Below are 25,761 nucleotides of genomic sequence, written 5' to 3'. Positions count from 1 at the left end.
CCACATATGCGACAAAAAGCGCATAACATTAAAGCTTGCTAATTTAGATGGCATTGCTCTTAGTTTGTAATTTATACCTATATAGGTTTGCCTATTAGTCAAAAAATATTAATTTAGTATAATCTTACATTAACCCAGGTGACACCTAGGCTCATTAGATCAAAACTTTTAACACAACTTTTTCATAAAGAACCTAATACAAATTGGTATATTTAAAAACAACCTATTAAACGGTATAAGTCAATAAATAGTATACTTTACTCATATATACTCTTCACCCACAATTAATGTAAATATTATACGCGCTTGTGGTACGTTCATAATAACGCCTTAGTTTATTAAAAAAACAAGCATGCAATTTTATTTTAAGAAATATATAAATGTAATAAAAGCCATTTATAACATACTCATATATGTACGCTAATATCAAAATAGGTTACCACATACAGTATACTATTATCTGATACTTCATTTAAAACGAGTAATAACATACCCATTATGAGTGGTGATTCGTAATCACCCGAAGTGCATAATATGTAGAATATTTACCATAAAAAAATATAACTATTTTTGGTGATAGGCCTAAGCCCAATGATGTGCAGTGCGAGTAGTAAATTATCACTCATCAAATCTTCAACTCACGATAGTGTAAACATTATTTTTAGTTCTTTTCATTCTCAGTTTACGCTACTGCACAATATTATCATATGCATCATCACGCATAAAACAATTATAAAAATCGATATTTTACTGATGTATCAATATTTAATTGATAGCATCTCTAGTACTAATTCCCACCTTTTATATGTTAAGGGAATATTACCCCAACACATTCATATTTATTAACAACTTTTAAATAAGAGGACGAAAACATGTAAAACCTCAAACTAAAACATAGTTGTTTATTCTAATTAACTTTCAAACAATCTAACTATAATTTTTACAACATAAAGAGTAGTGTTATGTGCTATAAAACAGTTTTTTCACTAACAGCTCTCGCATTAGCAACTCATACAGCTGCAGCAACGCCTTCGTTATTTATTTCAGAATATATTGAAGGTAAAGGCTTTAATAAAGCAATAGAATTATTTAATGGAGGGAAGGAAACATTAGACCTATCCCAATTCACATTAAAGAAATATATTAATGGCAAAAATTCCAGTAGCCACGATTACCCTCTTACGGGACAACTTGCGCCAGGAAAGACGTTTGTACTAGTACATCAACAAGCGGAAAAAGCGCTGACAGATAAAGCAAGTGTAGTAAAAAAACATAATATTCTTAATTTTAATGGTGATGATCCAATTGCACTTTATCACCACAATACCCAAATCGACCTGGTGGGTGAATTTGGTGGGCAATCATTTGGTAAAGATCAGCAGTTAATTCGTTTAACCCAGCAGGCAAGTGATACTTATAATACCTCAGACTGGCAAATTATCTCTGCTCGCTCTGCACAAGAGATGGCCAAAACGTTAGGTAATCATAGTGCAGATACTCAACCCAAACCACAAATTTCTTGCACGACAGGTACACCTCGTTTAATCAGTCAAATTCAAGGATCAGGAAACAAAAGCCCACTTGTCCCAGAAGGCAAATACGAAGGTCCAGAAGTCATTGTCGAAGGTATAGTGACACAAACAACACCTAATCGTTTTAAAGGTTTTTTCATACAGGAAGAATCGTGGGACAGTGATGGCAACCCTGCAACCTCTGAAGGTATTTTTGTTTATGGGCAAGCACCAGGACTAACCGTTGGCGAAAAAGTCAGAGTTAAAGGTAAAGTAAAAGAATATTACAACCAAACGCAACTTGACTTAGTTGCATACAGCAAGTGTGGCTTACAACAAGAAGTTATTCAGCCACTGCAAGTATCTGCTGACACGCCCTTGCAAGCCCTTGAATCCTATGAAGGTATGCTGGTTAACTGGAGTGGTAACTCCGCCCTTAAAGTAACTAAAAACTTTAGCTTTAACTACACCTCTTTTCGTAATGAAATGGTGTTAAGTAAAGATCAACCTCTCTATAAACCAACCCAACTATTCCCTGCACTTTCTAAAGAAGCCCAAACTTTAGCCAGTTCAAACAAGCAACAGAGTATTACGATTGAAACGGATGTTAGTAAACAAACTAACGGTGTCATTAGTTACTTCCCAGACTTTGGGCCTTATCAAAACTATATTAGAATTGGTGATACGCTACAAAACATAACTGGCGTCATTCAATATAGTTATGGGCGTTATGGTGTTATACCAACAGTCACATTAAGTGGAAGTGACTTTGATCATCAAGAATACCCTCGTACTGACACACCGCAATTAACGCAGGAAGGCAACCTGAAAGTCGCCAGCTTTAATGTATTAAATTACTTTAATCGGGTGGTACCAGATGCTGCGGACAATGCGGCTAATAATTCCAATCGAGGCGCAACTAAACTTGACGATTTCTATTTACAACGTACTAAAATTGTAAATGCTATAACCCGAATGGATGCCGATATTATTGGCTTGATGGAAATTGAAAACAATGGTTTCTCTGAGAACAGTGCTATCTATGATCTGGTTACAGCATTAAACGCCCAACAGACAGACAAAAATAATAATTATCAGTTTGTATCAACGCCCGCAGGTGGTTTTATTGGAAGCGATGCAATAACCGTTGGACTCCTTTTCCGCCCAAGCAAAGTCGCTTTAAAAGGCCAACCCTCAATTATTCCAATGCCTGAACAGCATTTCACCCTCACTACCACAGAAAATAAGCAAAAAACAATTACCAAACAACAACGCCATACCTTGGTCCAATCATTCAAACACTTAACCAGTGGTGAAACACTTACCATAGCGGTAAACCACTTCAAATCAAAAGGCTCAATGTGTTTTGAAGACTATCAAGAGTATGCTGTTGACGGTAAAGTGGCACTGGATGGCAAAAACAAAGTTAAAGGGAAACCTGCACCAGGCTATGTCGATGACTTACAAGGTAGCTGTAATGAGTTCAGGGTCTCTGCTGCCGTTCACCTTGCCCAGCATTTAACATCCAAACCACAACAGTATGGCAGCAATATACTACTGATTGGTGATTTCAATGCCTACGCACAAGAAGATCCTATGCGGGTTCTCACTGATTATACAGGCAAAGAACAACGACTCATCCAAACAGCTAAGCACACGAGCCTGGAAGGCAAAACTTGGCGTCCCTTTGCTACCGTACCCAATGGTTTTGGCTTCGTGGATCTAACGCGTGAACACCATGGACTAAAATCTTTTAGTTATTCATTTGATGGTGAACTTGGCAGTTTAGATCATGCTTTGGCATCAACCACACTGGCTAAAAAAGTAAAAGACATTACTCACTGGCATATAAACTCTTTAGAAAATAGTTTATTTGAATACAGTAAAAAATATTCTGGTCAATTACCAAAAAGCGAAGATCACTTCAGTGCTTCTGACCACGACCCATTGCTACTAAGCATCTCTTTTACTGAAAAAAAAACAACTAAAGAAACCTTGAATCAACTCATCTCAAGTGCATGGACTCATTATAAAAAAGTAGTTCGTGCACCATTAGGGACCTACCCTATTCATACTCAAATGAAGTTGATGCAAGCACTCTTTTTTGCATTAGAAGTACAAAATAACTCTATGGCTTCTGAGCAATATATACAGCAGGCTGTTAGCCGTTTACAACATGCTATAGCTACTTTACAGCATCCTATGACGGCCGTTAACAAAGCCGGTTTATCTGCTGTTGTCCAGATAGCTGAAAGCTTGTTGCAACAAGCAAATAACACTTACCGCTTATGGTACTACCCCAAAACTGCTATTCAACAAATGGATGAATTTATTCTGCATGCAAAAAACATTTTAACCAATGATCAAGTTAACCAAAGCAAAGTTAATAATACAACGCTTAAACTTCTCCAAAAAATCACATGGTTTTCAAGTCAACGACGTATTAACTTTAATTTTTCATTCTTTGTATTACGCTAAATAAAATAAACTTTACGTATAAAAAAACCGCCAACTGGCGGTTTTTTTATACATACCTAAACTTTTTACAACAATCCGGTAACTTTTTTTAGTACTGGCTTAATCCAGTTAATCAAAAAATGATTAGAGGTTTTTGTTAATTTCTGCAGACTCTCGCAAATTTTGTTGCAATTGCTGACGCACTATTTGTTGTCGTTGCATTGCCATATAGCGTTTCATAAATGCTTGCTGTTGTTCTTCACCCTCAATAGTTTCAGATGTCGTAACTTTCGTTAGCTCAATGATTGCCTGATCGCCACTGGTTAATGTTGCAACACCATATTGTGGGTGGTCATCCTGAGGATGTGGTAGTTTAAATACTTGTTGTACCACCTCTCTGGGCGCTTCAGTCATCATACGCTTAGCATCAGTATAAGCTTTCCAAGTTTGCCCTTTTTGAGCAATTTCATCAAGTTTCTGCTTACCTTCACGAAGCGCAGCTACCAAAGAAGCAGACTTTTCTTCTAACTGTTTTACTGCCTTTTGATCTTTTAGTTTAACCACTAGCTCTTTTTTAACGTCTTCTAATGCTTGCAACTTAGCAGGTTTATGCTCAAGTACATGTAAAACCATGACTTTATCTTTTGATAAATCAATCACTGCACTGTTCATTTTATCCGTCAGTACTTCAGGAGAAAATGCTTGCTTAACGACCTTTTCATTAGCAAAAATACCTTTACTATTGTCTTTTGAAAAGAAGTCTGATGTCTTAATTTTCAGCTTCAGTTTTTCTGCAGGCTCTTGCAAGTCTGCCGCCTGATAACTTAAATCTTCAAGCTGCTGCCTTTTTTCCACAAACAATGGCTCAGCTTTGGATTCTTTTAGTGCATTTGTTAATTCTTCCTGCTTTTCTGCAAAACTTGGCACATCTGGCTGCACCATTTCCACAAGTTTTATTAACTGTATGCCATAGCCAGTTTCTAATGGTTTAGAAACTTCACCCGCTTTTAATTCTGCTAATGTTTTATCAAAGTCTTCGCCAAATATTCCTTCTTCAACAAAACCCAGCTCCCCACCTTTTTCTGCTGAAACTTGATCATCAGAATACTGCTTAGCTAATTCAGCAAAGCTTTCACCCTTTTGCAACTTTTGCTCAATTTCCGCAGCTAATGCCTTCGTTGCTTTAGCATCACGATCATCTTTTATTTCTAATAATATGTGTGCTGCCTTAGGACGTGGAGGTTCATTCTTTTTAAAAGCTTCAACAAACTGGTTGTATCGTGCTTTAACATCATCTTCATCAACTTTTACAGCATCAAGTAAATCAGTTTTTTCTAGCGTCAGATAATTAACTTTGACTGACTCTGCAGACATAAATTCTTTTTCATGTTGCTGATAATAGGATTTGATTTCATCCTCTGTTACTTCAACATTATTTTTTATCTCTGCAATTGGCAATGTCAGCATTTTAAAACTGCGTGTTTGCTGCTCAAGCTGTTGTAAGCGCTTGGCTTCTGCAGAGGTTAAAAATTCACTACCCGCGAGTCCATACTGCAGCTGTGTGGTCAGCATATCCTCAATCATGGCATCCTTATATTGCCGAGGTGTAAAACCTGCCTGTCTTATAAGCTGTTCAAAACGTGTAGGACTGTATTTACCGTCTTCTTTGAAAGCATCTTGAGAAATTATTTCCTGGTCTACGGCTTGTTCAGGAAAGAATAAACCATAATTTTTGGCTGTCTGAGTCAGTAGAGAGCGATCAATTAACTGGTCAAGAACAGAATTTTTTATTTTCTTTTCATCCACTTTTGTAGGGTCAAATTTTTCACTTTGAGCCATTTGATTTATTCGAATATTAACAGCCCTAGCTAACTCTCTCTGAGAAATCTCCTCATCATTGACAGTAGCCACAGCGTTATTGGTCGTCACCAGTCGTAATGATTCCAATCCAAAAATTGCAAATACAAAAATGATAAGAAATACAATTACCTTAACGACCCAACTCTGCGCATTATCCCTCATCGTTTGCAGCATAATAACCTCAGCAGCATCGCCTATCTTGCAAAACGTTAACAAAAAAAAAGCGCATCATTGATGCGCCTTGATTGACTTGTAGCGGTACGCACGGTAACAAACTTACTTGTTGTATAACCAAGCATGCCGCATGAACGAGCACTATCTCAAGTATTGACTTGCCAAGGCCAGCTTAACATGCTGACCTTCGGGAAGGCGCCTTAGTTTACAGCATCCTTCAGTGCTTTGCCCGCTTTAAAGCTTGGCACTTTAGCCGCTGCAATCTGAATGGGTTCACCTGTTTGAGGATTACGCCCGGTACGTGCAGCACGCTCTTTAACAGAAAAAGTACCAAAACCAACCAAAACCACTTGATCACCATCTTTCAACGCTTTGGTTACAGAACCGATCATGGCGTCAAGAGCACGTCCGGCAGCCGCTTTAGAAATATCTGCAGAAGCTGCGATGGCATCTATTAATTCTGATTTATTCACTCTATTCCCCTTCTATTGAGATCTTCAGTAAACGCTCAAGGTAAGCAGATAATAAGACATGCGTATATTAATTACGCACACAATTTAAAAACAGTCAAATTAAAAAAACACGCTGCTTGCAAAAATCCCCCCATAACGCAATGTCATAGTTTTTTAACACTCGCCTGGTGTGGTATGAAACAGCCGGTATCCGCCTGACCTTGTGATACCAAAGCGAGTTGGGATTTATACCAACTCGTTTTGCTCACTGTCAAGAAAGCATCAAGCCTAGTGCGTATTTATTCGCTCGCCGGCCTCACTTTCTTTAACATCTTCACCGGCAACAATTTCATTTTGCACGGTCTCTTCTGATAAAGGATCAGGCATATACTGCAGTGCAACTTCTAAAACTTGATCAATCCATTTAACTGGCCTGATATCAAGGTCTTGTTTAATATTATCAGGAATTTCTTTCAAGTCGCGCTCATTTTCATCAGGAATGATAACCGTTTTGATCCCCCCTCGATGAGCAGCTAACAATTTTTCTTTCAACCCGCCAATAGCCAACACTTGTCCTCGAAGGGTTATTTCCCCTGTCATTGCTACATCTGCACGCACAGGGATTCCTGTTAATACCGATACCAGTGCCGTACACATTGCAATACCCGCACTAGGACCATCTTTTGGTGTAGCACCTTCAGGAACATGGATATGAATATCATTCTTTTCATGGAAGTCTTTCGGTACGCCCAGCACTTTCGCACGGCTTCTCACGACTGTCAATGCAGCTTGGATAGATTCCTGCATCACCTCACCCAGAGAACCAGTCTTCACATGATGTCCTTTTCCTGGAACTGCAACAGCCTCAATTGTGAGCAGTTCTCCACCCACCTGAGTCCAAGCAAGTCCTGTAACCTGACCAACCTGATCCTGCTCTTCCGCAATACCATACTTATACTGGCGTACACCAGAATATTGTTCTAAATTTTCAGGCGCAACCACAACCTTAGCAAGGGCTTCTTGTTGCTTACCTTTTTGTAATGCATGTGCTTTTACAACTTTACGACATATTTTTGCAATTTGCCTTTCAAGCCCACGCACCCCGGATTCTCGAGTATAATATCGAATTAAATCACGAATTGTTTGTTCTTTTAACTCAATTTCATCCGCTTTTAACCCATTCAATTTAATTTGTTTAGGTATTAGGTAACGTATAGATATATTAACTTTTTCATCTTCGGTATAACCAGGAATTCGAATTACCTCCATCCTATCCAATAAAGGTCCTGGAATATTCATTGAATTTGAAGTACACACAAACATGACATCCGACAAGTCGTAATCAACCTCAAGATAATGATCATTAAAGGTGTTATTTTGTTCCGGATCAAGTACTTCAAGAAGTGCAGAAGATGGATCACCTCTCATATCTGCACCCATTTTATCAATTTCATCTAATAAAAAGAGTGGATTTTTTACACCTACTTTAGACATCTTTTGTAGCAATTTACCAGGCATTGAACCGATATAAGTGCGTCGATGCCCACGTATTTCAGCCTCATCTCTAACACCACCCAGCGCCATCCTCACAAATTTACGATTAGTTGCTCTTGCTAAGGACTCCCCCAATGATGTCTTACCAACCCCAGGAGGACCCACAAGACAAAGCACTGGACCTTTTAATTTGCGAACACGTTGCTGAACAGCCAGATATTCAAGTATACGCTCTTTGACTTCTTCCAACCCATAGTGATCATGTTCTAAAATTTCTTCTGCCTTAACCAAATCATGTCGTATTTTGCTTCGCTTTTTCCAAGGCAGATTAATCATCCAGTCAATATAACTACGCACTACTGTAGCTTCAGCAGACATTGGAGACATTAGCTTTAGCTTATTTAGTTCTGCTTGAACTTTTTCCTGCGCCTCTTTTGACATACCAGCATCTTCAATTCGCTGCTGTAATTCTTCTATTTCATTCGGCGCCTCATCCATGTCCCCCAGTTCTTTTTGAATGGCTTTCATCTGCTCATTCAAATAATACTCACGCTGGGATTTCTCCATCTGCTTTTTAACACGACCACGAATTCTCTTTTCCACCTGCATTAAGTCTATTTCAGACTCTATCAGGGTCATTAACTGTTCAATTCGCTCGCTAACATCAGCAACCTCAAGAATTTGCTGCTTGTCAGCAATCTTCAAACTCATATGTGCGGCAACGGTATCACTGAGTCGCCCAGGCTCGTCAATAGTCGACAATGATGTCAAAACTTCACTTGGTACTTTGCGACTTAGCTGAACATACTGCTCAAACTGAGATAACAGGGAGCGTGTGAGTACATCACCTTCTCTCTCATCTATGGCAAGTACAGGCAATGCAGTAGCCGTTACTTTGAAGTAACCTTCATCATCATTAAAGGCTTCAATATGTGCTCGATACCCACCTTCAACCAGTAGTTTAACTGTACCATCAGGTAATTTTAGTAACTGCAAAATCGTGGCAACAGTTCCAATAGGGAAAATATCATCACGTGTTGGCTCGTCATCAGATGCATTCTTTTGAGCAACAAGCATTATCTGCTTGTCGGCAGCCATAGCGGCTTCTAGCGCCTTTATCGACTTTTCTCTGCCCACAAATAAAGGGATAACCATATGTGGGTAAACGACCACATCACGTAAGGGTAACAGAGGTAATGCTATACCCTCCATGTGGTTGGAGATTGTAGGATTATCCATTTATGGCCCCCTCAAAACTTCTATGTGGCGTCAGGTCGTACATTTAACATCCTAACTTTGACTCAAAACTTGATTATCGTTTTAAGATGGGGCTAATTGTTGCAAATTACAAGCGAAATCTTGTTGATTATTTTTTTTATGAAAAGAACTCAACGCAATTAATAATTAACAAGCCCATCGATTAACAAAATAAAAAGTATTCAATGTCAAGTACTTAGCAACACCTACACATTAACTCAATATCAACGCACGGCTATATTCTTCTCTATTTCACAAACATCATAATGCTTCTATGACAGGTTAATGTTCAATCTGAAGGTTTAGATAACAAAAATATAGTAAGAAGTTGCCTTTCATAAAATCCTTTTAATAAGCCCATTAACGAAACAAGGTTATTTCTATTCACTTTCAAATAACTTTCAAGCGGTACGAAAGCTCAAGTATGTAGTCAGTAATCTGCTTTTCACTGAATGTATACCATACATATTGACAACTAATTAAACCTTTTTTCTTTTAATTAAATAAGAAGCTGACAATTTTACAGAACCAATGAAGCTATTATTCTGGATATAAAAAAAGGAGCACATAGCCCCTTTTTAAATATATATTTTCGTTATTTACGATAAATTACAAATAAATAACAGCTTACTCATAAGCAACCGCCTTTATTTGTATATTTTTTATACAAAATAATCCTATTAGTCTTCAGGTAATGCTTTTTGCTCATTATTATTTTCATAAATCAGCAAAGGTTCAGAATCACCCTTGATCACTGAGTCATCAATAACAACCTTTGACACATTCGCAATAGATGGAATTTCGTACATACTATCAAGAAGTACATTTTCCAGAATTGAGCGTAAACCTCGAGCACCTGTTTTACGTTCCATAGCTTTCTTAGAAATGGCACGCAAAGCATCTTCACGAAAGTCAATCTCAACATCTTCCATTTCAAACAACTTACTGTATTGTTTGGTCAATGCATTCTTAGGATCAGTTAAAATGCTAACTAATGCATCCTCATCCAACTCATCCAGCGTAGCAATTACAGGTAAACGGCCCACAAATTCAGGTATCAAACCATAACGAACTAAATCTTCAGGCTCAACATCTTTGAGCGTTTCACCAACCTTCTTCGATAAATCTTTACTCTTCACTTCAGCTGAGAAGCCAATCCCACCCTTTTCAGAGCGATCACGAATGACTTTTTCTAAGCCCGCAAATGCACCACCACAGATAAAAAGAATGTTTCCAGTATCAACCTGCAAAAATTCCTGCTGTGGGTGCTTTCGGCCTCCTTGAGGAGGGACTGAAGCGACTGTACCTTCGATAAGTTTTAACAGTGCTTGTTGTACACCCTCTCCCGAAACATCTCGGGTAATCGATGGGTTATCAGATTTTCGAGAAATTTTGTCAATTTCATCGATGTAGACTATGCCCATTTGAGCTTTTTCTACATCATAGTCACACTTTTGCAATAATTTCTGAATGATGTTTTCAACATCCTCACCGACATAGCCTGCCTCAGTGAGTGTTGTGGCATCAGCAATTGTAAATGGCACGTTCAATAGCCTTGCCAATGTTTCAGCCAGCAGGGTTTTACCACTACCTGTAGGACCAATTAACAGGATATTACTCTTACCCAGCTCAACATCATCTTTCTTGTTACCCTTCTGCAGCCGTTTATAATGATTATAAACCGCAACAGACAGAACTTTCTTGGCACGATACTGACCAATGACATACTCATCGAGAATGGCGTTGATCTCTTTTGGGGTAGGCAATTTGTCTGAGGTACTGTCAGGGCTGTTTTCTTGAACCTCTTCACGGATGATGTCATTACATAAATCGACACATTCATCACAAATGAAGACAGAGGGGCCTGCAATTAGTTTACGCACCTCATGCTGACTTTTCCCACAGAAAGAGCAATAAAGCAACTTTCCGCCATCTTCGCCTTTGCCGTTTTTTTCGTCAGTCATTCGATTTACCCTACTGAGACAACGAGTCTACTTTGCTAAATGTAGCCTGCTACATTGTTTTTCAAGTAGATGGCAAGAAGAAGAGTGATCACACTCCCCTTACTTTAGCTTAGATTATTCTGCCGCAGCCCGCTTAGCGATGACTTTATCTACTAAGCCATAATTGACTGCTTCTTCAGCACTCATAAAGTAGTCACGATCTGTATCCTTCGAAACTACTTCAAGGGGCTGTCCAGTATGATGGGATAAGACTTTATTCAAGCGCTCACGAATCTGCAAAATTTCACGCGCATGAATTTCAATATCTGAAGCTTGCCCTTGAAATCCACCTAATGGTTGGTGAATCATAACTCTTGAGTGTGGCAGACAGTAACGCTTACCTGGTGCACCTGCAGTCAATAAAAGAGCGCCCATACTCGCGGCTTGCCCTATACACATTGTACTAACATCAGGCTTAATAAACTGCATGGTGTCATAAATTGACATACCTGCCGTTACTGAGCCACCAGGTGAGTTTATATAAAGATGTATATCTTTATCTGGGTTCTCCGACTCTAAAAACAATAGCTGCGCAACGATCAAATTTGCCATGTGGTCTTCAACCTGCCCCACAAGGAATATGACACGCTCTTTAAGCAGCCTTGAGTAGATATCATATGAACGTTCGCCACGCGCAGTCTGCTCAACAACCATGGGAACCAAAGAGCTATTAGTAATCACTTTTTCGGAATGACCATCATAAATGAAAGAGTTGGACATGTCCTTGCTATCCCCCTTGTGGACACAGTGACCAAACAGCCGGAATAACCGGCTGTTTATAGAGATCAACTGGCTACGTCGGTCTCAGCTTGTTGTTCTTTCTCGGTTTCACTTTCCTGAGCAGGCTTAATAGCTTCTTCATAACTGCATTCTTTCACAGTAACTTGCGCTGCTCCCAGGACAGTATCAACCACCTGATCTTCAAGTACAATTGAACGCACTTCAGCCATTTGACGTTCATTACTAAAATACCAGCTAACGACCTGTTCAGGTTGTTCATAGGCTGAAGCAATATCTTCAACTAAAGATTTTACACGCTCATCGTCAACTTTAATGTCATGCTGTTTAACAACTTCAGCAACCACCAAGCCTAGTTTTACCCGCTTAAGTGCACGATCTTTAAATAGCTCTGCTGGCAGTTTAGCAGGATCTACTTGGTTTTCGCCACCGAATATCTGTTGTGCCGCTTGTTGACGCATCCGATTAATTTCATCATCCAATAACGCCGTAGGTACGTCAACTTCGTTCTCAGCAAGCAGACCATCCATTACTTGGTTTTTAATTTTGTTTTTGGTCGCATGCTGCAGCTCGCGTTCCATGTTTTTGCGCACTTCTGCTTTAAAAGCATCAAGTCCACCTTCTGAAACACCAAACTTAGCAAAAAATTCATCATTCAATTCTGGTAATACGGATTCTGCCACGTCTTTAACCTGAATTGTGAATTCTGCTGGTTGACCAGCCAATGACTCAGCTTGGTAGTCTTCTGGAAAAGTAACATTAATAACTTTTTCTTCACCAGCTTTGCTACCCACTAAGTTTGACTCAAAACCTTCAATCATTTGACCTGAGCCTAGCTCTAGTTTGAAGTCTTCAGCATTTCCACCTTCAAACTCTTCACCATCTTTACGACCCACAAAGTCAATCGTTACTTGATCGCCATCTTTGGCTTCACGCTCTACAGTCTGCCACTCACGGTTTTGAGTACGAAGTGTTTCCAGCATTTGTTCTACATCAGCATCAGTGACTTCTGCACTGGGCTTTTCAATGACAATGCCTTCATAACCTTTCAGAGCGAGCTCAGGGTAAACCTCAAAAGTCGCAATAAACTCAAAGTCTTCACCCGGCTCCATTTTGACAGGTTCAACTGAGGGCATACCTGCAGGACGTAATGATTCTTTTTGAATCGCTTCTATAAAAGAAGACTGCATTACATCACCTACAACTTCCTGGCGTGTAGACTTGCCGAAACGACGCTTAACCACACTTAGTGGTACCTTACCAGGACGGAAGCCATCAAGACGTATTTTCTTTGCGGTGTCTTTTAAACGCTCAGTGACTTTTGCTTCCACTTGCTCCGCGGGTACCGTAATGGTCAGGCGACGCTCCAGACCAGAAGTCGCTTCGAGTGAGACTTGCATCGTTGTTCCTCGTTAAAACAAATTCTTCGAAGGGCCTAATCAAAGCAAAATGTTATCAGACTATCAACGCGATAGTCTCACGAACCCCTAACTTTTTCTGCCGACAATACAAAAATGGGGATAAGTCACCTTATCCCCATTTTTTTGATCTTGGTGCGGAAGGAGAGACTCGAACTCTCACACCTTTCGGCACTGGAACCTAAATCCAGCGTGTCTACCAATTTCACCACTTCCGCTTTAACTTAAACTAATAGCTCACCATTCGATCAACTATCAAAACTGGGGTGGACGATGGGACTTGAACCCACGACCACAGGAGTCACAATCCTGTGCTCTACCAACTGAGCTACGCCCACCATAAAAATCGTAACTTCAATTCTAGCTTAACCAGCCCGACTTCATTTAATTAGAGACTGGCGCGCCCGGCAGGACTCGAACCTGCGACCATCCGCTTAGAAGGCGGATGCTCTATCCAGCTGAGCTACGGGCGCTCATCTTACAGCACCTTTTAAAAAATTCAAGCTCTTAATTTCTGCCACTCTTTAGTGTTAGTAATCACCTATAGTTAAGCGCTCTTATCAGTAACCCTTAACTGCTGGCCTTATTACTCACACAACTGAAGCACTAGTATTTAATCTAACGCTTATTCAGCTAAGTTACTAGAACTCAGGTTGCTTGAAGCTGTGCTGCTCAGCAAGTGGTGCGCATAATACTTGCTGACCCAACTGCCGTCAACGCTTTAAAGCACTTTTTTATCAACCAGTTAGCCTGATGTTTACTTATTAACCAAAACAGATGCTGTACACTAAAATATGGCTTAATAGATTGCAGTCCTTTTTCATCACTTATAGATGTACATTGATTATCAATACCTCCTTTATTCATTAGCACTCCCTCTTTAAGTAATGATGCCAATTGCTAATACCCCAACGTGCATGCGACAATGCACGCCCCAATAAGCCCCAACTGACTCCTAATTTACAAGGCACTTTAATAAGCACCATGAGCGGAAATATCATCGATGGCAGAGCAATTGCCACCCAATTGATTGAGCGCATCGGTCAGCAAGTAGCAAATCTTACTGCAGCCGGTCAACGTCCACCAGGCTTGGCAGTCATCCTTGTTGGGGAAGACCCAGCCTCACAAGTTTATGTAAACAATAAACGTAGAGCTTGCGAAAAAGCAGGTATCGTTTCTAAAGCATTTGACCTTCCCCCAGAAACGACAGAGCAGTCGTTACTTGCTCTCATTGATCAACTGAATAATGATGTCACAGTTGATGGTATTCTTGTCCAACTCCCTTTACCTGCACATATCAATCAAGAATTAGTGATTGAACGTATAGACCCATCTAAAGATGTTGATGGTTTTCACCCCTATAATATGGGTCGCTTAGCCCTTCGCATGCCTGTACTGAGGCCTTGTACGCCTAAAGGGATTATGACTCTCTTGGAAACGATCAATGCCAAAGTACGAGGTAGTAAGGCAACAATTGTTGGAGCCTCTAATATAGTGGGTAGACCTATGTCGCTAGAACTATTACTTGCTGGGGCAACAGTCACAACCTGCCACCGATTCACCCAAGACCTTGCTGCAGAGGTTGCTGCCGCAGATATTGTCGTAGTTGGTGCAGGTAAGCCTGGACTGGTTAAAGGTGAGTGGATCAAACCTGGTGCCATAGTCATTGATGTCGGCATTAATCGATTACCAAGTGGTAAACTTGTCGGGGATGTAGAGTTTGAAGAAGCGCAACCGCGCGCCAGTTGGATAACTCCAGTTCCTGGCGGTGTAGGACAAATGACCGTAGCAACGTTAATTGAAAATACATTCTACACTGCCACTGAACTTCATGGATTACATCAATAACTGATGTATACAAGAATCCCTTCAACAACACTTACCGTTTGAAGGGATTCTTTTCCTGCCCAAAACCTTCTTCATTTAAGACATCTCTTTATCATCACTATACCAGCGTAAATCATTTACAATTCGATCATCCCCCCCTCAGTTTAATTTGGATCTCTTGTCACAAACACTCTGCCACTCCTCACCCATTAAGATTATTAAAAGAAATCAAATAACCCAATTACATAACCTTATGGTTTAAAAGCTAGCTTGTCTTTACAAACGAACTGTTTATAATCAGCCGAAAATAATGACTCAATAAAAATATATAAAGTGAATGGCTTAACAAGTACTTAATATAAAGGACCATGTATAACACATAATGATTATTGCTTGGTTCATTCTATAAGTGCTCGTTAAACAATCATTCACACGATATACCTCAAGTGAATTATCTTTTAGGAACTGCTTCACACTGACAGTTTATGTATTAATTCAAACCGTTAGCGAAAAGCAAGCTGAAATGAGTAAGGCAAGGAAAGAAAGCCATATCCTAAAAAATACTCAACAAAGGTATATATGCATTTAGTTCGTCAAGCTAACTCAATTAAGCAGCAATCGCTTATTCATTGATCAGTTACACGAATTTTGACTAAACTTTATACATATTAAATTTCATAACAATATCTCAACCATAGGCAAGGTGTTTATGCGCTACTGGTTATTCTTGTGTACCTTTTTGACTCTATTAAGCGGTTATAGCTCAGCAGAAGATGTAAAGTTTCGCTTAATTACTGAAAACTTCCCTCCCTACAACTACAGTATTCATAAAAACCCATATGAACATAAGGAAAAAAACATTGGTGGCTTGGCTGTCGAAGTTGTTCAAGAACTTTTCCAACGGGCAGGTTATCCCTACTCAATGAAGCTACGCCAATGGAATTACGCATATGCTTATGCTCAACGTCGTCCCTTCCGCGGCGTTTTTGGTACAACACTGACAGAGGCTCGTAAACCATTATTTAAATGGGTTGGACCACTAATCAGCAATGATTGGATGCTATTTGCTAAAGCTGATTTCAATGATCGTATAGAGTCGGAAGAAGATCTAAAGCCTTATAAAATTGGGGCTTATAAAGGTGATGTCCGAGCGGAATACCTTAAATCCAAGGGTTTTACCGTATCCACGGTTGACAATGATCGTGTTAACCCTAAACGCCTAGCAACCGGACTTATAGATTTGTGGATATCTGGTGGCTACTCTGGTAGCTATTTTGCTAAAGAAGCAGGTGTTACCAATATCAAGCCCGTATATACAGTGAGAAAATCTGAGCTTTATTTAGCAATGCATAAAGATACACCTCAAAAGTATATAGACCAGCTTAATCAAGTACTTAATGAAATGCGCAATGAAGGATTTATTACTAATTTAACCCAAAAATATGAAAAATCCCTGAGCATGCCCTAACTTTAAATAGTTCTAAATCCTAGCCTAAAAGCTATGTCTTCATAGGCTTTTGAGGCTAGGATTGATAACTTAGTTATCCCACTCAATAATCATTGAACTCACAGTCATTTTTAATTTTTTAAATACCTCATGATTGGAATTGAAAGCGCTATCTCCTGAAACCTTCCGATATTCAGAGGTAGCAAGATTCTCTGCATCATAGTCAAACACTAACCGCAGTTGATTTGGTAAATCACCAGACTCCCAAGAAGTTGTTCTCCCTTCATAATCCCACCCCAATCCAGTGAGTTTAAACACTTTTCGGTTTGCTTTTTCAACTTCGGCAAGTGTTGCCCCAATAGTTAATCCACTACGAGTTTTCCATTGTGTATTTGGTTGTTTAATAGTGATTCGAAGAGGTTGAGTAAAGTTATGCTTCCATTCAATTAATAGCTCATTTTTAGTCTTGGGAAATAATGATGTACCCTTGATTGCTTCTCCCTCTCCCACTGGAATTTCCGTACGTTTTACATGCTCAGTACCATAGCGTTTAATTAATTCAGCTTCAGTTGAGTTAGGCGTTATTTAGCCTACAGAGTGAATTGGATCGACAAGAAAGCGATTATCGGTAGCATAAACAATTTGAAATAATAAGTTCGACAATACAAACACACAGAGTAATCCGCGCTTAAAACACCAACTCATAGCCTACTTTCCTTCACAAATTAATAAAACGGTGAGTATAAGTTAGAGGTTTTATCCTGCAAGTCGACCTATTCAAAAAACGACATTTTACACACGTTTCATTCCAGAAATTCACTGGAGAACTGTATTATGTATTCCAATCAGCAGGGTTAGCAGTATTAAAGCGAGATATTTTTTTGTTGTTATCACCTTTCAACTGATAGTATGTATCTTGATATATTTTCCAGCGGCACAAATCAATAGGGGTGACTTCAGAGGCATTCACACTATCAACCAACGTGCTAACTTCAAGTGCTGCCGCAACTAATTCCGAACAAAAAAACTTGCTAAAATCTTCTCTATTATACCCCAGGCCATGCATCCCCAATGGAAGTTCATCCAGTGCATCTAATGCAGATTTAATTGCCTGTGGCATATCATAGGGTTTTCTGGCTTTCGCCTGGTTAAACAAAAAATTATAAAATTCTTTTTGCTTAAAGCGTGTTTTTCTTAGCATCTCATTAAGCGGCAACCACCAAAGTTCGCCATCATAGGTATTTATTCGATCACTAAATCGCGAAATATTAACACCATTAAAACCGTGAAGTGATGTTGATTCAATAATTTGATTAAAAAATCTGTTCGTATCATCACTAGTTATTTTTGTCTGCAATATTACGCCCACATGAGAAACATCTGAAAATGTTGAAAATTTTATAATTTCTGAGAAATGCCCCTTGCCACCAAAAGCTATGACATCACCTGGCTGCATCAAAGGACGAGCATCTTCATAAAAAATTTGCTTAACAGGCATAACTCCCCCCTATTCATTAACGAATATTCGTTTAATTAAAATTAAATTAATTTACAACAATGAGTGTAGCTAAAACATATAGATAAAAGCACTTTTTCACTATAATCTTAGCTTTACCAAATAAAAATAATCCTTTACATACTCCCAACGGAGTAATCAAAAACTATCAACAGAATTAACAGTTCAGGTATCGTTTTTTTTTCAAAATTTAATGTTTTATCAGTCTTACTACCTAAGCACCGATGCATCAAAAACTTGGACTTTATGGAGCGTATCCACCATTATTGCAACGCTGACTGGTGGTACAGGAGGATTAGCGGCATTTGGTGATTTAGCGAGTGGTACATCCTATGGCTCAGTCAGTGTCACAGCCAGTGATGTGGGCAGTTATGTTGAAGCTAGCCTCAACGCAAGCGCGCTTGCCTCTTTAAGTGCTGCCACAGGGTTATGGGCTATTGGAGGATCAATCACAACATTAGGCACAGGTGACGATGCTGTTTTCTGGTTTAGCCATGAAGATGCTCGCGTAGAGCTGGTTGTAAATGAAATCAGTCCAGAACCAGACCCAACTCCAGAACCTACTTCACTTATTCTTTTTGGGCTCGGTGTTTTAGGAATGGCTTATTCCCGTAAGAAAAGCCTACAAGCCTAACCTTACTTTTTACAAAAGAACCAAGGATGGTCACCACTTCATGCTGTTAATTGCCTCTTCCGACTAATCCTCTCACTAAAAACCTTTTTCTTTTTTCAGTACTAAGCATAATTTCAATACTTACACCGCCATATGCTGCCTAGTTCTTTTCATTCATAAAGAAGCAATTTCAGAAATAATTTTTAAGCCATTATAAAAAATGAGATTTGCCTCAACTTGTCTACTTATTTTTTTCGACACAAATAAAGTGAGTATGATATACAAGCACATAAAACTTAGTTCAAAAAATTTATGCGTATTTTAGTAAACAATTAAAATATTCATATCTCATATTTGCTCATTAAACATAAATTTACAACACGTTTAAAATTTTAAAAATTAATCAGTGCCTACGTCTACTCATAACGATAGTTTTCGCGAGCCTCGCGAAAAGCATACCAAAGAGATAACAATGAAACCTGTTAAAATAAAAAAACTCTTTATTTACACAACGGCCAGTTTACTCACTGCCTTTTCTATACATGCCACTGCCAATCTGAGCCCAGGCAATGTGATGAATAAAGCACATACGGCACAAACCAATAAAGCTATCAAAAACTTCAAACAAACCCGAAAGGCGAAAGGCTATATTTACGCCTCCAAAAACAAGTTAATCGGAAATACTCAAGAAACCTTCAATGTCACTGTTGGCCCTCATAATACCCAAATGAGTTCTGTCACAGGTAACATTCACTTTGCCTTTGATCCAACCCAAGCAGCATGTACTCGAGGTCTACACCTTACTTATTCAATTGGCGCATCAACACCCATTTCAATTAGCCCCAGCTGTGAAAACTTACTACACAAGGAGTTAAACTACGACTGGAGCCATACCATTGCATCCCCAGAAGTCACGCTACCAGAGGTTCCCTTAGATGGTTTAGGTATCTTTAGAGTTGGCGCAAAAGTGGGTGGTGCTTTTAATGTTGGAGCTAATTTTCGTGCAGGCCTAAAAATTGGTGGCTTCGAAAAAAACAATGATCCTATTTTTCAACAGGGCGTAAGACAACCCGATATCGTATATGCGACAGCTAGCCCCTGGATTTCAGGTAGTGTCACAGGTAAAGCCTATGCAGCTGTTGATTTTCTTGGGATGAAGCGTATTGAAAAAGGGGTTAAAGGTCATCTTAACCTAATCAATATGTCTACTGAAGGACACATTGAAGGTGGTATCACTTATAAACCAGGTGCATCCTCTTTACCAATAATGAATGAAAATCCATACCAGTATTATACTAAACTGAAATGGACTGGTAGCGCCAAAGGTGGCGATGGGGATATTTCACTTTATTGTGAAGTAAAACTATTCAATGTGTGGAATATATTTAGCCGTTCAACCAAAGTGATCAGCTGGAAACCTATCTACGAAACCCAAAAAACGTTCTACGAAAAATCACACTATTTCTAATAGTTATACTTATAGCGAAGGGTATCGTTAGATTAGGAAGAAACATTACCCTTCACTGATAACTATTCAGTAACATCTTAAGCTCCTTAGATAATGCTATGAGCTTTCGCCATATCATTAATAGAAACACGTTATTATTCTCATTAGGGTAGATCACTCCATGAGTATTACACACCGAACCCTCTTTTTCTCTGTTGCCACGTTATTAAGTGGTATGGTGGCTGGACTGCTTTATTTTGGTGTGGAGAATACCACGACAAGAAACACATCGCCTGAACCTGAACTCTCATCATCTCTAAATAAATCAAATGAAAAAATTGATAGTAACATAATGCTTAAACAGCAAAAACTAGCCTATCAAGTCACCATACACAGTAACATGACAAATGCTAGCAATGAAAAAAACAGTACAGTCATTCGCTTCAATTTAGCCTTAAAACCTGTTAAAAATGACTCAAATCAGCCGACACTTCTGTTAGGTCGCATTGACCAAATAACAGCTAACAGTCTTGCTGAAACAACGAACAAGCTACCTAAATTTCTCACGTTTACAGTAAACTACCAAAATGGCCACTTCCACAATATTGACCTACTACAATTACCAGAGAACCACCCACTAACCATTACTAAGACCGTTTTAACCCAACTTTCCTACAATCAATATAAACCACTTCAACTCCAATTAGCTGATGGCGTATATACATTTCAATACACTCGGCATAACCTTCAAGTACAGCGAAAGACTACACATATTGAGTATAACGCAGCACAAGCAAGTACTTATCATGTCTTATCCCAGTCTGACCAATGGGACTTGCATTTGCAGGAATCCTTACACCCTAGCGCTCTAAAATACGAAACATTTCGTCAAATTAACTATAATGACCAGGTTATTAATATTGACCAGTCGATTACCATTGATTCTATTCAATTTCCACGCTCTTTTGACGACTCCCCTGCTCTCTATACTTATGATGCAAACAAACATCATACACTTATCACTTCAGCACAGGATAAACAGCTCAAGATTGAGAATAATACCGAACTCATGAGTGCACTAACCTCATTTACTAATACACCTGATATCTACACTATATCCGCGATCGGACAATATGCAGCTCAACATGCAGGACTTACCTTCGTAGAAGAATTACTACTGAACTCCTCACAAAATGATACCCTAAAGTCAGCATTAATATTTGCCCTTGAGCAGTCTGGTGTTCCAGAAGCTAACAATATACTGTCTGCAATCATTTTGAATGAAGCAATTGATGAAAAAAATAGGCTTCGAGCAATCACTTCTATAGCAAAACTCGGCGATGTTACCTCTGATTTGGCATTAAATACTCTACAACAAATGACTCGTATTGATAACCAAACTATTGCCGATACGGCATTACTTAATGTAGGTATTTTAGGAGATCATGCGAAACATTTAACCAATAATGTTACTGACTTTCTTCATGAGCAACTCCAAAAAACCGATAATAGTAACCACTATATCACCCTACTTGCAGTCAACAACTTAAAGACATCTGCGCTTAACCAAAATATATTGCCATTTATAAACAGCGAGCATTATGAAGAAAGAATGATTGCAGCACGAATTCTGACAAGGGATAAACAGTATCAATCTAAACTTTTTGACCATTTATTAACTGAAAACAATCCCAGTGTTGCAGGTGAAATAATTGATGTTTATTTATCTCAAAAGTCAGAAATCACTTTATCGAAGGTATACCAGTCTAAACTTATTCATCGAATGAATACTACATCCATTACTCCACTGAGAGAGAAATACGAAGTTTTATACAACACCCTTAATGAACAATAAAAGTTATGGAAGGTAGAACGTCTCTACCCTTCATATCCCATGGATAGATACACAATACTACAGACATTACCTCCCTTATTTTATTAACCTTATACCGTTTTTATCGTAAAAAGATCAAATTAAACAGTTTTCAATGATCATACATTCATCACGTATTCTGGATATCCAAAACTTTATATTTTCATCAGAATGATAGCTTGAAAGTATATTCTGACCCATTTCCTTGATATTGGCCATCCGGTAGCTTATAAAGTCGTAAAAAATAGACTGTTCATCATAAGTTGGCCGATGCTTGTAAACCATTGTACAATCATACAGCTCAATATTTTTAGGTACTAAAGATATAACCAAACTGGTGCGACTCCCTTCTTCACACATCTCAGCTTTATGTAAAACATGACTTCCCTGCAACAAAATACCCTCACCAGGTTTCATTGAAAAGTCACCAAAGTCTTTTGTACATAAACGGCCACTGTTAACCCCCACAGTTTCTTTACCACTTTTTTCCAGAAGTATCACAAATACGAAGGGAACGTAGTCCAAGTGCCAATCATCAACAGCACTTTCTTCATTTTTAGCCTGTAAATTGACATGACTATGCTCCACTTTAATGGGGTGCATTTTTAGCTCAATGCCAACAATTTTCGATAGTATCATTTCTAAGTTTGAGCAACCAAGAATCTCATCAATCTCAGGGATACCACGAATAGTAAATGATCGACTGTACTGGACTGCTTTTGACTTATTTTTGTTAATGATATCAATGAATTTAGTTAATTCTTTTTCGGAAATAACTTGAAAAGGCTCACAGCAGGCAAAGTTAATTTCAGGACAAACATTATTAAGGTTAGGTGTTAACCACCACTGGGGATTAGTATCTGATAAACATTTTCGCTGAAGTGAAACAGGAACATCCATTAACATAGAAGACCCTCCCTGATGCAACTATCATCCGCATTGCCGAAATTCGCTGTGAATTAGGGTAATCTATTATCGCTTTGCACTCCAATTACCTTCTTGCTCTAGTTCTTTAATATTCTCCTTTAAAAATCATCAGTAAGCATTTACTTGATCCAACTATTATATATGGGATTAACCTAGGCTCTAACTGCAACACAAAAATGATTACTCAAGCTCATGCATAAACTTCAATATAAGCTACTCACCTAAAGCTATATGTGTACTAATTACTTTCAAAATCAATGAGGTATACCTAAGCATCTCTAAAAATAGTGATTTTTTTGTGAGAGCAAAGAAACACTGTACGGAGAACCGTAGTGCATAAGGAATACATGAGGATTCGAGTACAGCGCTAACACAGTTATCGAGGAAAAAGCGCATGTTTAGAGATGCCCGTTACTTGAAGTATACCGTAAAGCTATTATAACCAAAGCCCTGATTTGATAGCACGAAATATTTTACAGTGAAAAAATAAAACTTTATTCACTTTTACCATAATTAATTATACTTGCTTTCAAGTTATAAGTTGACCTTATTAATCGGATAGTCAAAACTCATAACAACTAAATTAATTTTTGCTTATATCAATTAATGGCTTTGTTAGATTGAAGCCTAATTCCAGCAAACCTGCTTTAGTTCACAAGCAAAATACTAATGAAATCCCGACAACTCAGTTTACTTACATAACAATGGCAAATATCCTACACGGGTATACAACAATCGACTCTTTGCTTCGAACCCCAGTTAGACCAAACTATATAACAACAGGCTGGCACCAACGGATGGTTTAAGGAAGCTCTTTCGTAAGGATGCGTCAGGGAAGCGCCAGCCAAGTTTTAAGATAGGACCCAATGGAATGGGTTAGGGAACGACTTAAAGGACTAAGTATCACTAGGATGGTGACAAAAAAACCTGCAGGATGCAGGTTTTTTTGTGTCTGTAATTTAATTTGCTACTCTAAAACAGCAAGAAGCTTCATACTTCCTTCATCTTACCTTGAGTAACAACTTCATCACTCGTTTGCCGACGATGATTAATGAGGTATAACGCACCAAGTACCAAAATTAGACCAATGAAGTGCAAAAAGTAAATTACTTCACCATCTAATACCCCCCACGTGGTCGCTACGATAGGAATAAAGTAGGTTATAGATACGGCAAAAATCAGTCCATACCTAAGAATTAAGCGACTATAAAGCGAAATCGCAACACATGTACCTAATAATGCAAGCACGGCAATGGCTAATAATGCAATAACCGTATTATTTGTAGTGGACAGTTGTCCTGCAGAATAACGTAAAACTATCCCTATAAATGCTGGTATAGACCATATACTGATGGAGATTGCTGTCAGTCTCACCGCAGAGATATGCTTTAATCGGTGACGAATCAGGTTACTGGCTATCCCGTAGCTGATCATACCAAGTAATACAACACCACAATAAAATAGATGATGAGTACTATTAGCTAAATCAGAACCAGCTGAGACCAAAACAATAGCCCCCAAACAACCTAAACCAGTTCCTAGCAACTCATTCCTAGAAAAACGCTGATTAAATGCAAAAAATGCAATAACCAAGACAAACACAGGTTGCAATGTATTTAACATCCCCACTAAGGAACTAGGTACGACCTGCTGCCCTACCGCAAATAATAATGTTGGAAAAACACTACCAAAAAAACCTGTAAGTGCTAAATATTTCCAGTCATTAAGTGACAACTGTTTTAATGTTGGTCGTAACCAAAAATACAATGGAATAAAGAAAAATCCTGAAAAAAAAGTACGCAGTAAACCAACGTCCAATGAACTAAACGCTGTTAAACCTTGCTTAATGAGAATATATGTACTACCCCAAATGATGGATAACACCATCAATAAAAGCCAAGGCTCAATTCGTACAAGTAGTTTTGTTTCTTTACGATCGAAGTTCATTATGATGTCCTTCTCTCATGGATTTATGCACGCAATATACTTAGGAGTATATTGAGTAAATATAGGACAAATCGATAGATAAAAGATGTTAGTTAAATGACCTCTAAAATAACAAAGTAAGATATTATTCATCTAAGTGTCAAAAAACACATTATGTTAATTAAAACAAGACATTTACGAATGGATACTTCTAAAAACAGCATTTTTTGACAAAAGCATTATAAACAGCAGCTTCCTTCCCACAAGAGAGATCTTTATAAAAAACTTTCAGCTTTTTTTAAATATAAAATTAAATATCTTTTCCAAACGCTTTTTCTACAGATTTAATAAACAGACTTTGCTCATCTGTTAACTGGCCATCGACATTTGCTATATAGTTCAGTGTTTCAATTATAGATTTTTTTTGTGCTCTAGAAAAATGACTCTGTAGAGGATCAACAATATGCTTTACTTCCGCAATATAATTTGCACTATCTTTCCATAAAAAAGACGCTGTGGTAAAAGCTTCAAGCGCCTGCTTTTCAGAAAGACAAAACGTATGAACAAACGTTTGGATAATTGTACCTTTTATTTCTTTTGTTATCTCTCCTTGCAGTTTTGCAACCCCCAAAACCAACACAGTTGCTCCTTCAATAGCACTTTCCAAGCGATGCAGTGGCTTAATTGAGTAAAGCTTTGCCCATTTATGCCTTCTGAACCAGTGAAAAGGATTGAATGAGTTTAAATCAACACCGGACTGTTGTAGCCGGTTAAAAGCCCAAACCAAAGCAGCAATTGACGTTATTAACCCGATAAGAATA

18 protein-coding genes and 3 tRNA genes are annotated in these 25,761 nt (G+C 38.5%); 6 read left to right on the top strand and 15 right to left on the bottom strand.

Annotated features, from left to right (window positions below; genetic code table 11):
* Positions 1-962: 962 nt before the first annotated feature.
* A complete protein-coding gene (locus KCG35_RS11065) occupies positions 963-3,989 on the top strand; it encodes an ExeM/NucH family extracellular endonuclease (protein WP_215819757.1) in 3,027 nt (1,008 codons plus the stop codon).
* Positions 3,990-4,112: 123 nt separating this feature from the next.
* Here KCG35_RS11065 and KCG35_RS11060 read toward each other — a convergent pair whose 3' ends face one another.
* From KCG35_RS11060 to KCG35_RS11015, 10 genes are all read right to left on the bottom strand, one after another.
* Complete coding sequence (locus tag KCG35_RS11060; RefSeq protein WP_215819756.1) at positions 4,113-6,044, bottom strand: SurA N-terminal domain-containing protein; 1,932 nt, start codon at positions 6,042-6,044, stop codon at positions 4,113-4,115.
* Between the two features lie 158 nt (positions 6,045-6,202).
* On the bottom strand, positions 6,203-6,475 hold the full coding sequence (gene hupB / locus KCG35_RS11055; RefSeq protein ID WP_027708969.1) for a nucleoid-associated protein HU-beta: 273 nt from the start codon (positions 6,473-6,475) through the stop codon (positions 6,203-6,205).
* A 267-nt stretch (positions 6,476-6,742) separates the two neighbouring features.
* Positions 6,743-9,187, bottom strand: a complete 2,445-nt coding sequence (gene lon, locus KCG35_RS11050) for an endopeptidase La (RefSeq protein ID WP_230409142.1) — start codon at positions 9,185-9,187, stop codon at positions 6,743-6,745.
* 698 nt (positions 9,188-9,885) lie between these two features.
* Complete coding sequence (gene clpX, locus KCG35_RS11045; RefSeq protein ID WP_215819755.1) at positions 9,886-11,169, bottom strand: ATP-dependent Clp protease ATP-binding subunit ClpX; 1,284 nt, start codon at positions 11,167-11,169, stop codon at positions 9,886-9,888.
* Between the two features lie 114 nt (positions 11,170-11,283).
* Positions 11,284-11,928: an ATP-dependent Clp endopeptidase proteolytic subunit ClpP gene (gene clpP / locus KCG35_RS11040; RefSeq protein WP_215819754.1), complete on the bottom strand. Its 645-nt coding sequence runs from the start codon at positions 11,926-11,928 to the stop codon at positions 11,284-11,286.
* A gap of 65 nt (positions 11,929-11,993) precedes the next feature.
* Positions 11,994-13,346 carry a trigger factor gene (tig, locus tag KCG35_RS11035; protein ID WP_215819753.1) on the bottom strand — a complete coding sequence of 451 codons (1,353 nt, stop codon included), beginning with the start codon at positions 13,344-13,346 and terminating at the stop codon, positions 11,994-11,996.
* A gap of 151 nt (positions 13,347-13,497) precedes the next feature.
* Positions 13,498-13,582, bottom strand: a tRNA-Leu gene (locus KCG35_RS11030).
* Positions 13,583-13,626: 44 nt separating this feature from the next.
* Positions 13,627-13,702 (bottom strand) — tRNA-His (locus KCG35_RS11025).
* Between the two features lie 58 nt (positions 13,703-13,760).
* Positions 13,761-13,837: transfer RNA gene (locus tag KCG35_RS11020), tRNA-Arg, on the bottom strand.
* Between the two features lie 199 nt (positions 13,838-14,036).
* Positions 14,037-14,231 carry a hypothetical protein gene (locus tag KCG35_RS11015; protein ID WP_215819752.1) on the bottom strand — a complete coding sequence of 65 codons (195 nt, stop codon included), beginning with the start codon at positions 14,229-14,231 and terminating at the stop codon, positions 14,037-14,039.
* 117 nt (positions 14,232-14,348) lie between these two features.
* Between KCG35_RS11015 and folD the strand changes: the two genes are divergently transcribed.
* Entirely contained in the window at positions 14,349-15,212 is an 864-nt protein-coding gene (gene folD / locus KCG35_RS11010) for a bifunctional methylenetetrahydrofolate dehydrogenase/methenyltetrahydrofolate cyclohydrolase FolD (protein ID WP_215819751.1), read from the top strand.
* Positions 15,213-15,900: 688 nt separating this feature from the next.
* Positions 15,901-16,659 (top strand): substrate-binding periplasmic protein, encoded by a 759-nt coding sequence (locus KCG35_RS11005; protein WP_215819750.1) that lies wholly within the window; start codon positions 15,901-15,903, stop codon positions 16,657-16,659.
* Between the two features lie 69 nt (positions 16,660-16,728).
* On the opposite strand, the gene KCG35_RS11000 is transcribed toward KCG35_RS11005, so the two are convergent.
* Positions 16,729-17,148, bottom strand: a complete 420-nt coding sequence (locus KCG35_RS11000) for a hypothetical protein (protein ID WP_215819749.1) — start codon at positions 17,146-17,148, stop codon at positions 16,729-16,731.
* A gap of 322 nt (positions 17,149-17,470) precedes the next feature.
* Positions 17,471-18,136, bottom strand: a complete 666-nt coding sequence (locus KCG35_RS10995; RefSeq protein ID WP_215819748.1) for a C40 family peptidase — start codon at positions 18,134-18,136, stop codon at positions 17,471-17,473.
* Positions 18,137-18,347: 211 nt separating this feature from the next.
* Between KCG35_RS10995 and KCG35_RS10990 the strand changes: the two genes are divergently transcribed.
* From KCG35_RS10990 to KCG35_RS10980, 3 genes are all read left to right on the top strand, one after another.
* Positions 18,348-18,788, top strand: coding sequence for a PEP-CTERM sorting domain-containing protein (locus tag KCG35_RS10990; protein ID WP_215819747.1), 441 nt, complete (start codon positions 18,348-18,350; stop codon positions 18,786-18,788).
* A 451-nt stretch (positions 18,789-19,239) separates the two neighbouring features.
* Positions 19,240-20,235, top strand: coding sequence for a hypothetical protein (locus KCG35_RS10985; protein WP_215819746.1), 996 nt, complete (start codon positions 19,240-19,242; stop codon positions 20,233-20,235).
* A 160-nt stretch (positions 20,236-20,395) separates the two neighbouring features.
* Entirely contained in the window at positions 20,396-22,069 is a 1,674-nt protein-coding gene (locus KCG35_RS10980; RefSeq protein ID WP_215819745.1) for a HEAT repeat domain-containing protein, read from the top strand.
* A gap of 114 nt (positions 22,070-22,183) precedes the next feature.
* On the opposite strand, the gene KCG35_RS10975 is transcribed toward KCG35_RS10980, so the two are convergent.
* The 3 genes from KCG35_RS10975 to KCG35_RS10965 form a co-directional block, all read right to left on the bottom strand.
* Positions 22,184-22,993, bottom strand: coding sequence for a hypothetical protein (locus tag KCG35_RS10975; RefSeq protein WP_215819744.1), 810 nt, complete (start codon positions 22,991-22,993; stop codon positions 22,184-22,186).
* 1,011 nt (positions 22,994-24,004) lie between these two features.
* Positions 24,005-24,961 carry a DMT family transporter gene (locus KCG35_RS10970; RefSeq protein WP_215819743.1) on the bottom strand — a complete coding sequence of 319 codons (957 nt, stop codon included), beginning with the start codon at positions 24,959-24,961 and terminating at the stop codon, positions 24,005-24,007.
* A 289-nt stretch (positions 24,962-25,250) separates the two neighbouring features.
* Positions 25,251-25,761, bottom strand: a 511-nt coding sequence (locus tag KCG35_RS10965; RefSeq protein ID WP_215819742.1) for a TerB family tellurite resistance protein, incomplete at its 5' end; no start/stop codon positions are given.

This window comes from Zooshikella harenae, from assembly GCF_018837975.1.
Lineage (GTDB): Bacteria > Pseudomonadota > Gammaproteobacteria > Pseudomonadales > Zooshikellaceae > Zooshikella > Zooshikella harenae.
The sequence above is the reverse complement of the archived record's forward strand: the minus strand, read 5'-3'. Positions and strand labels throughout refer to the sequence as shown.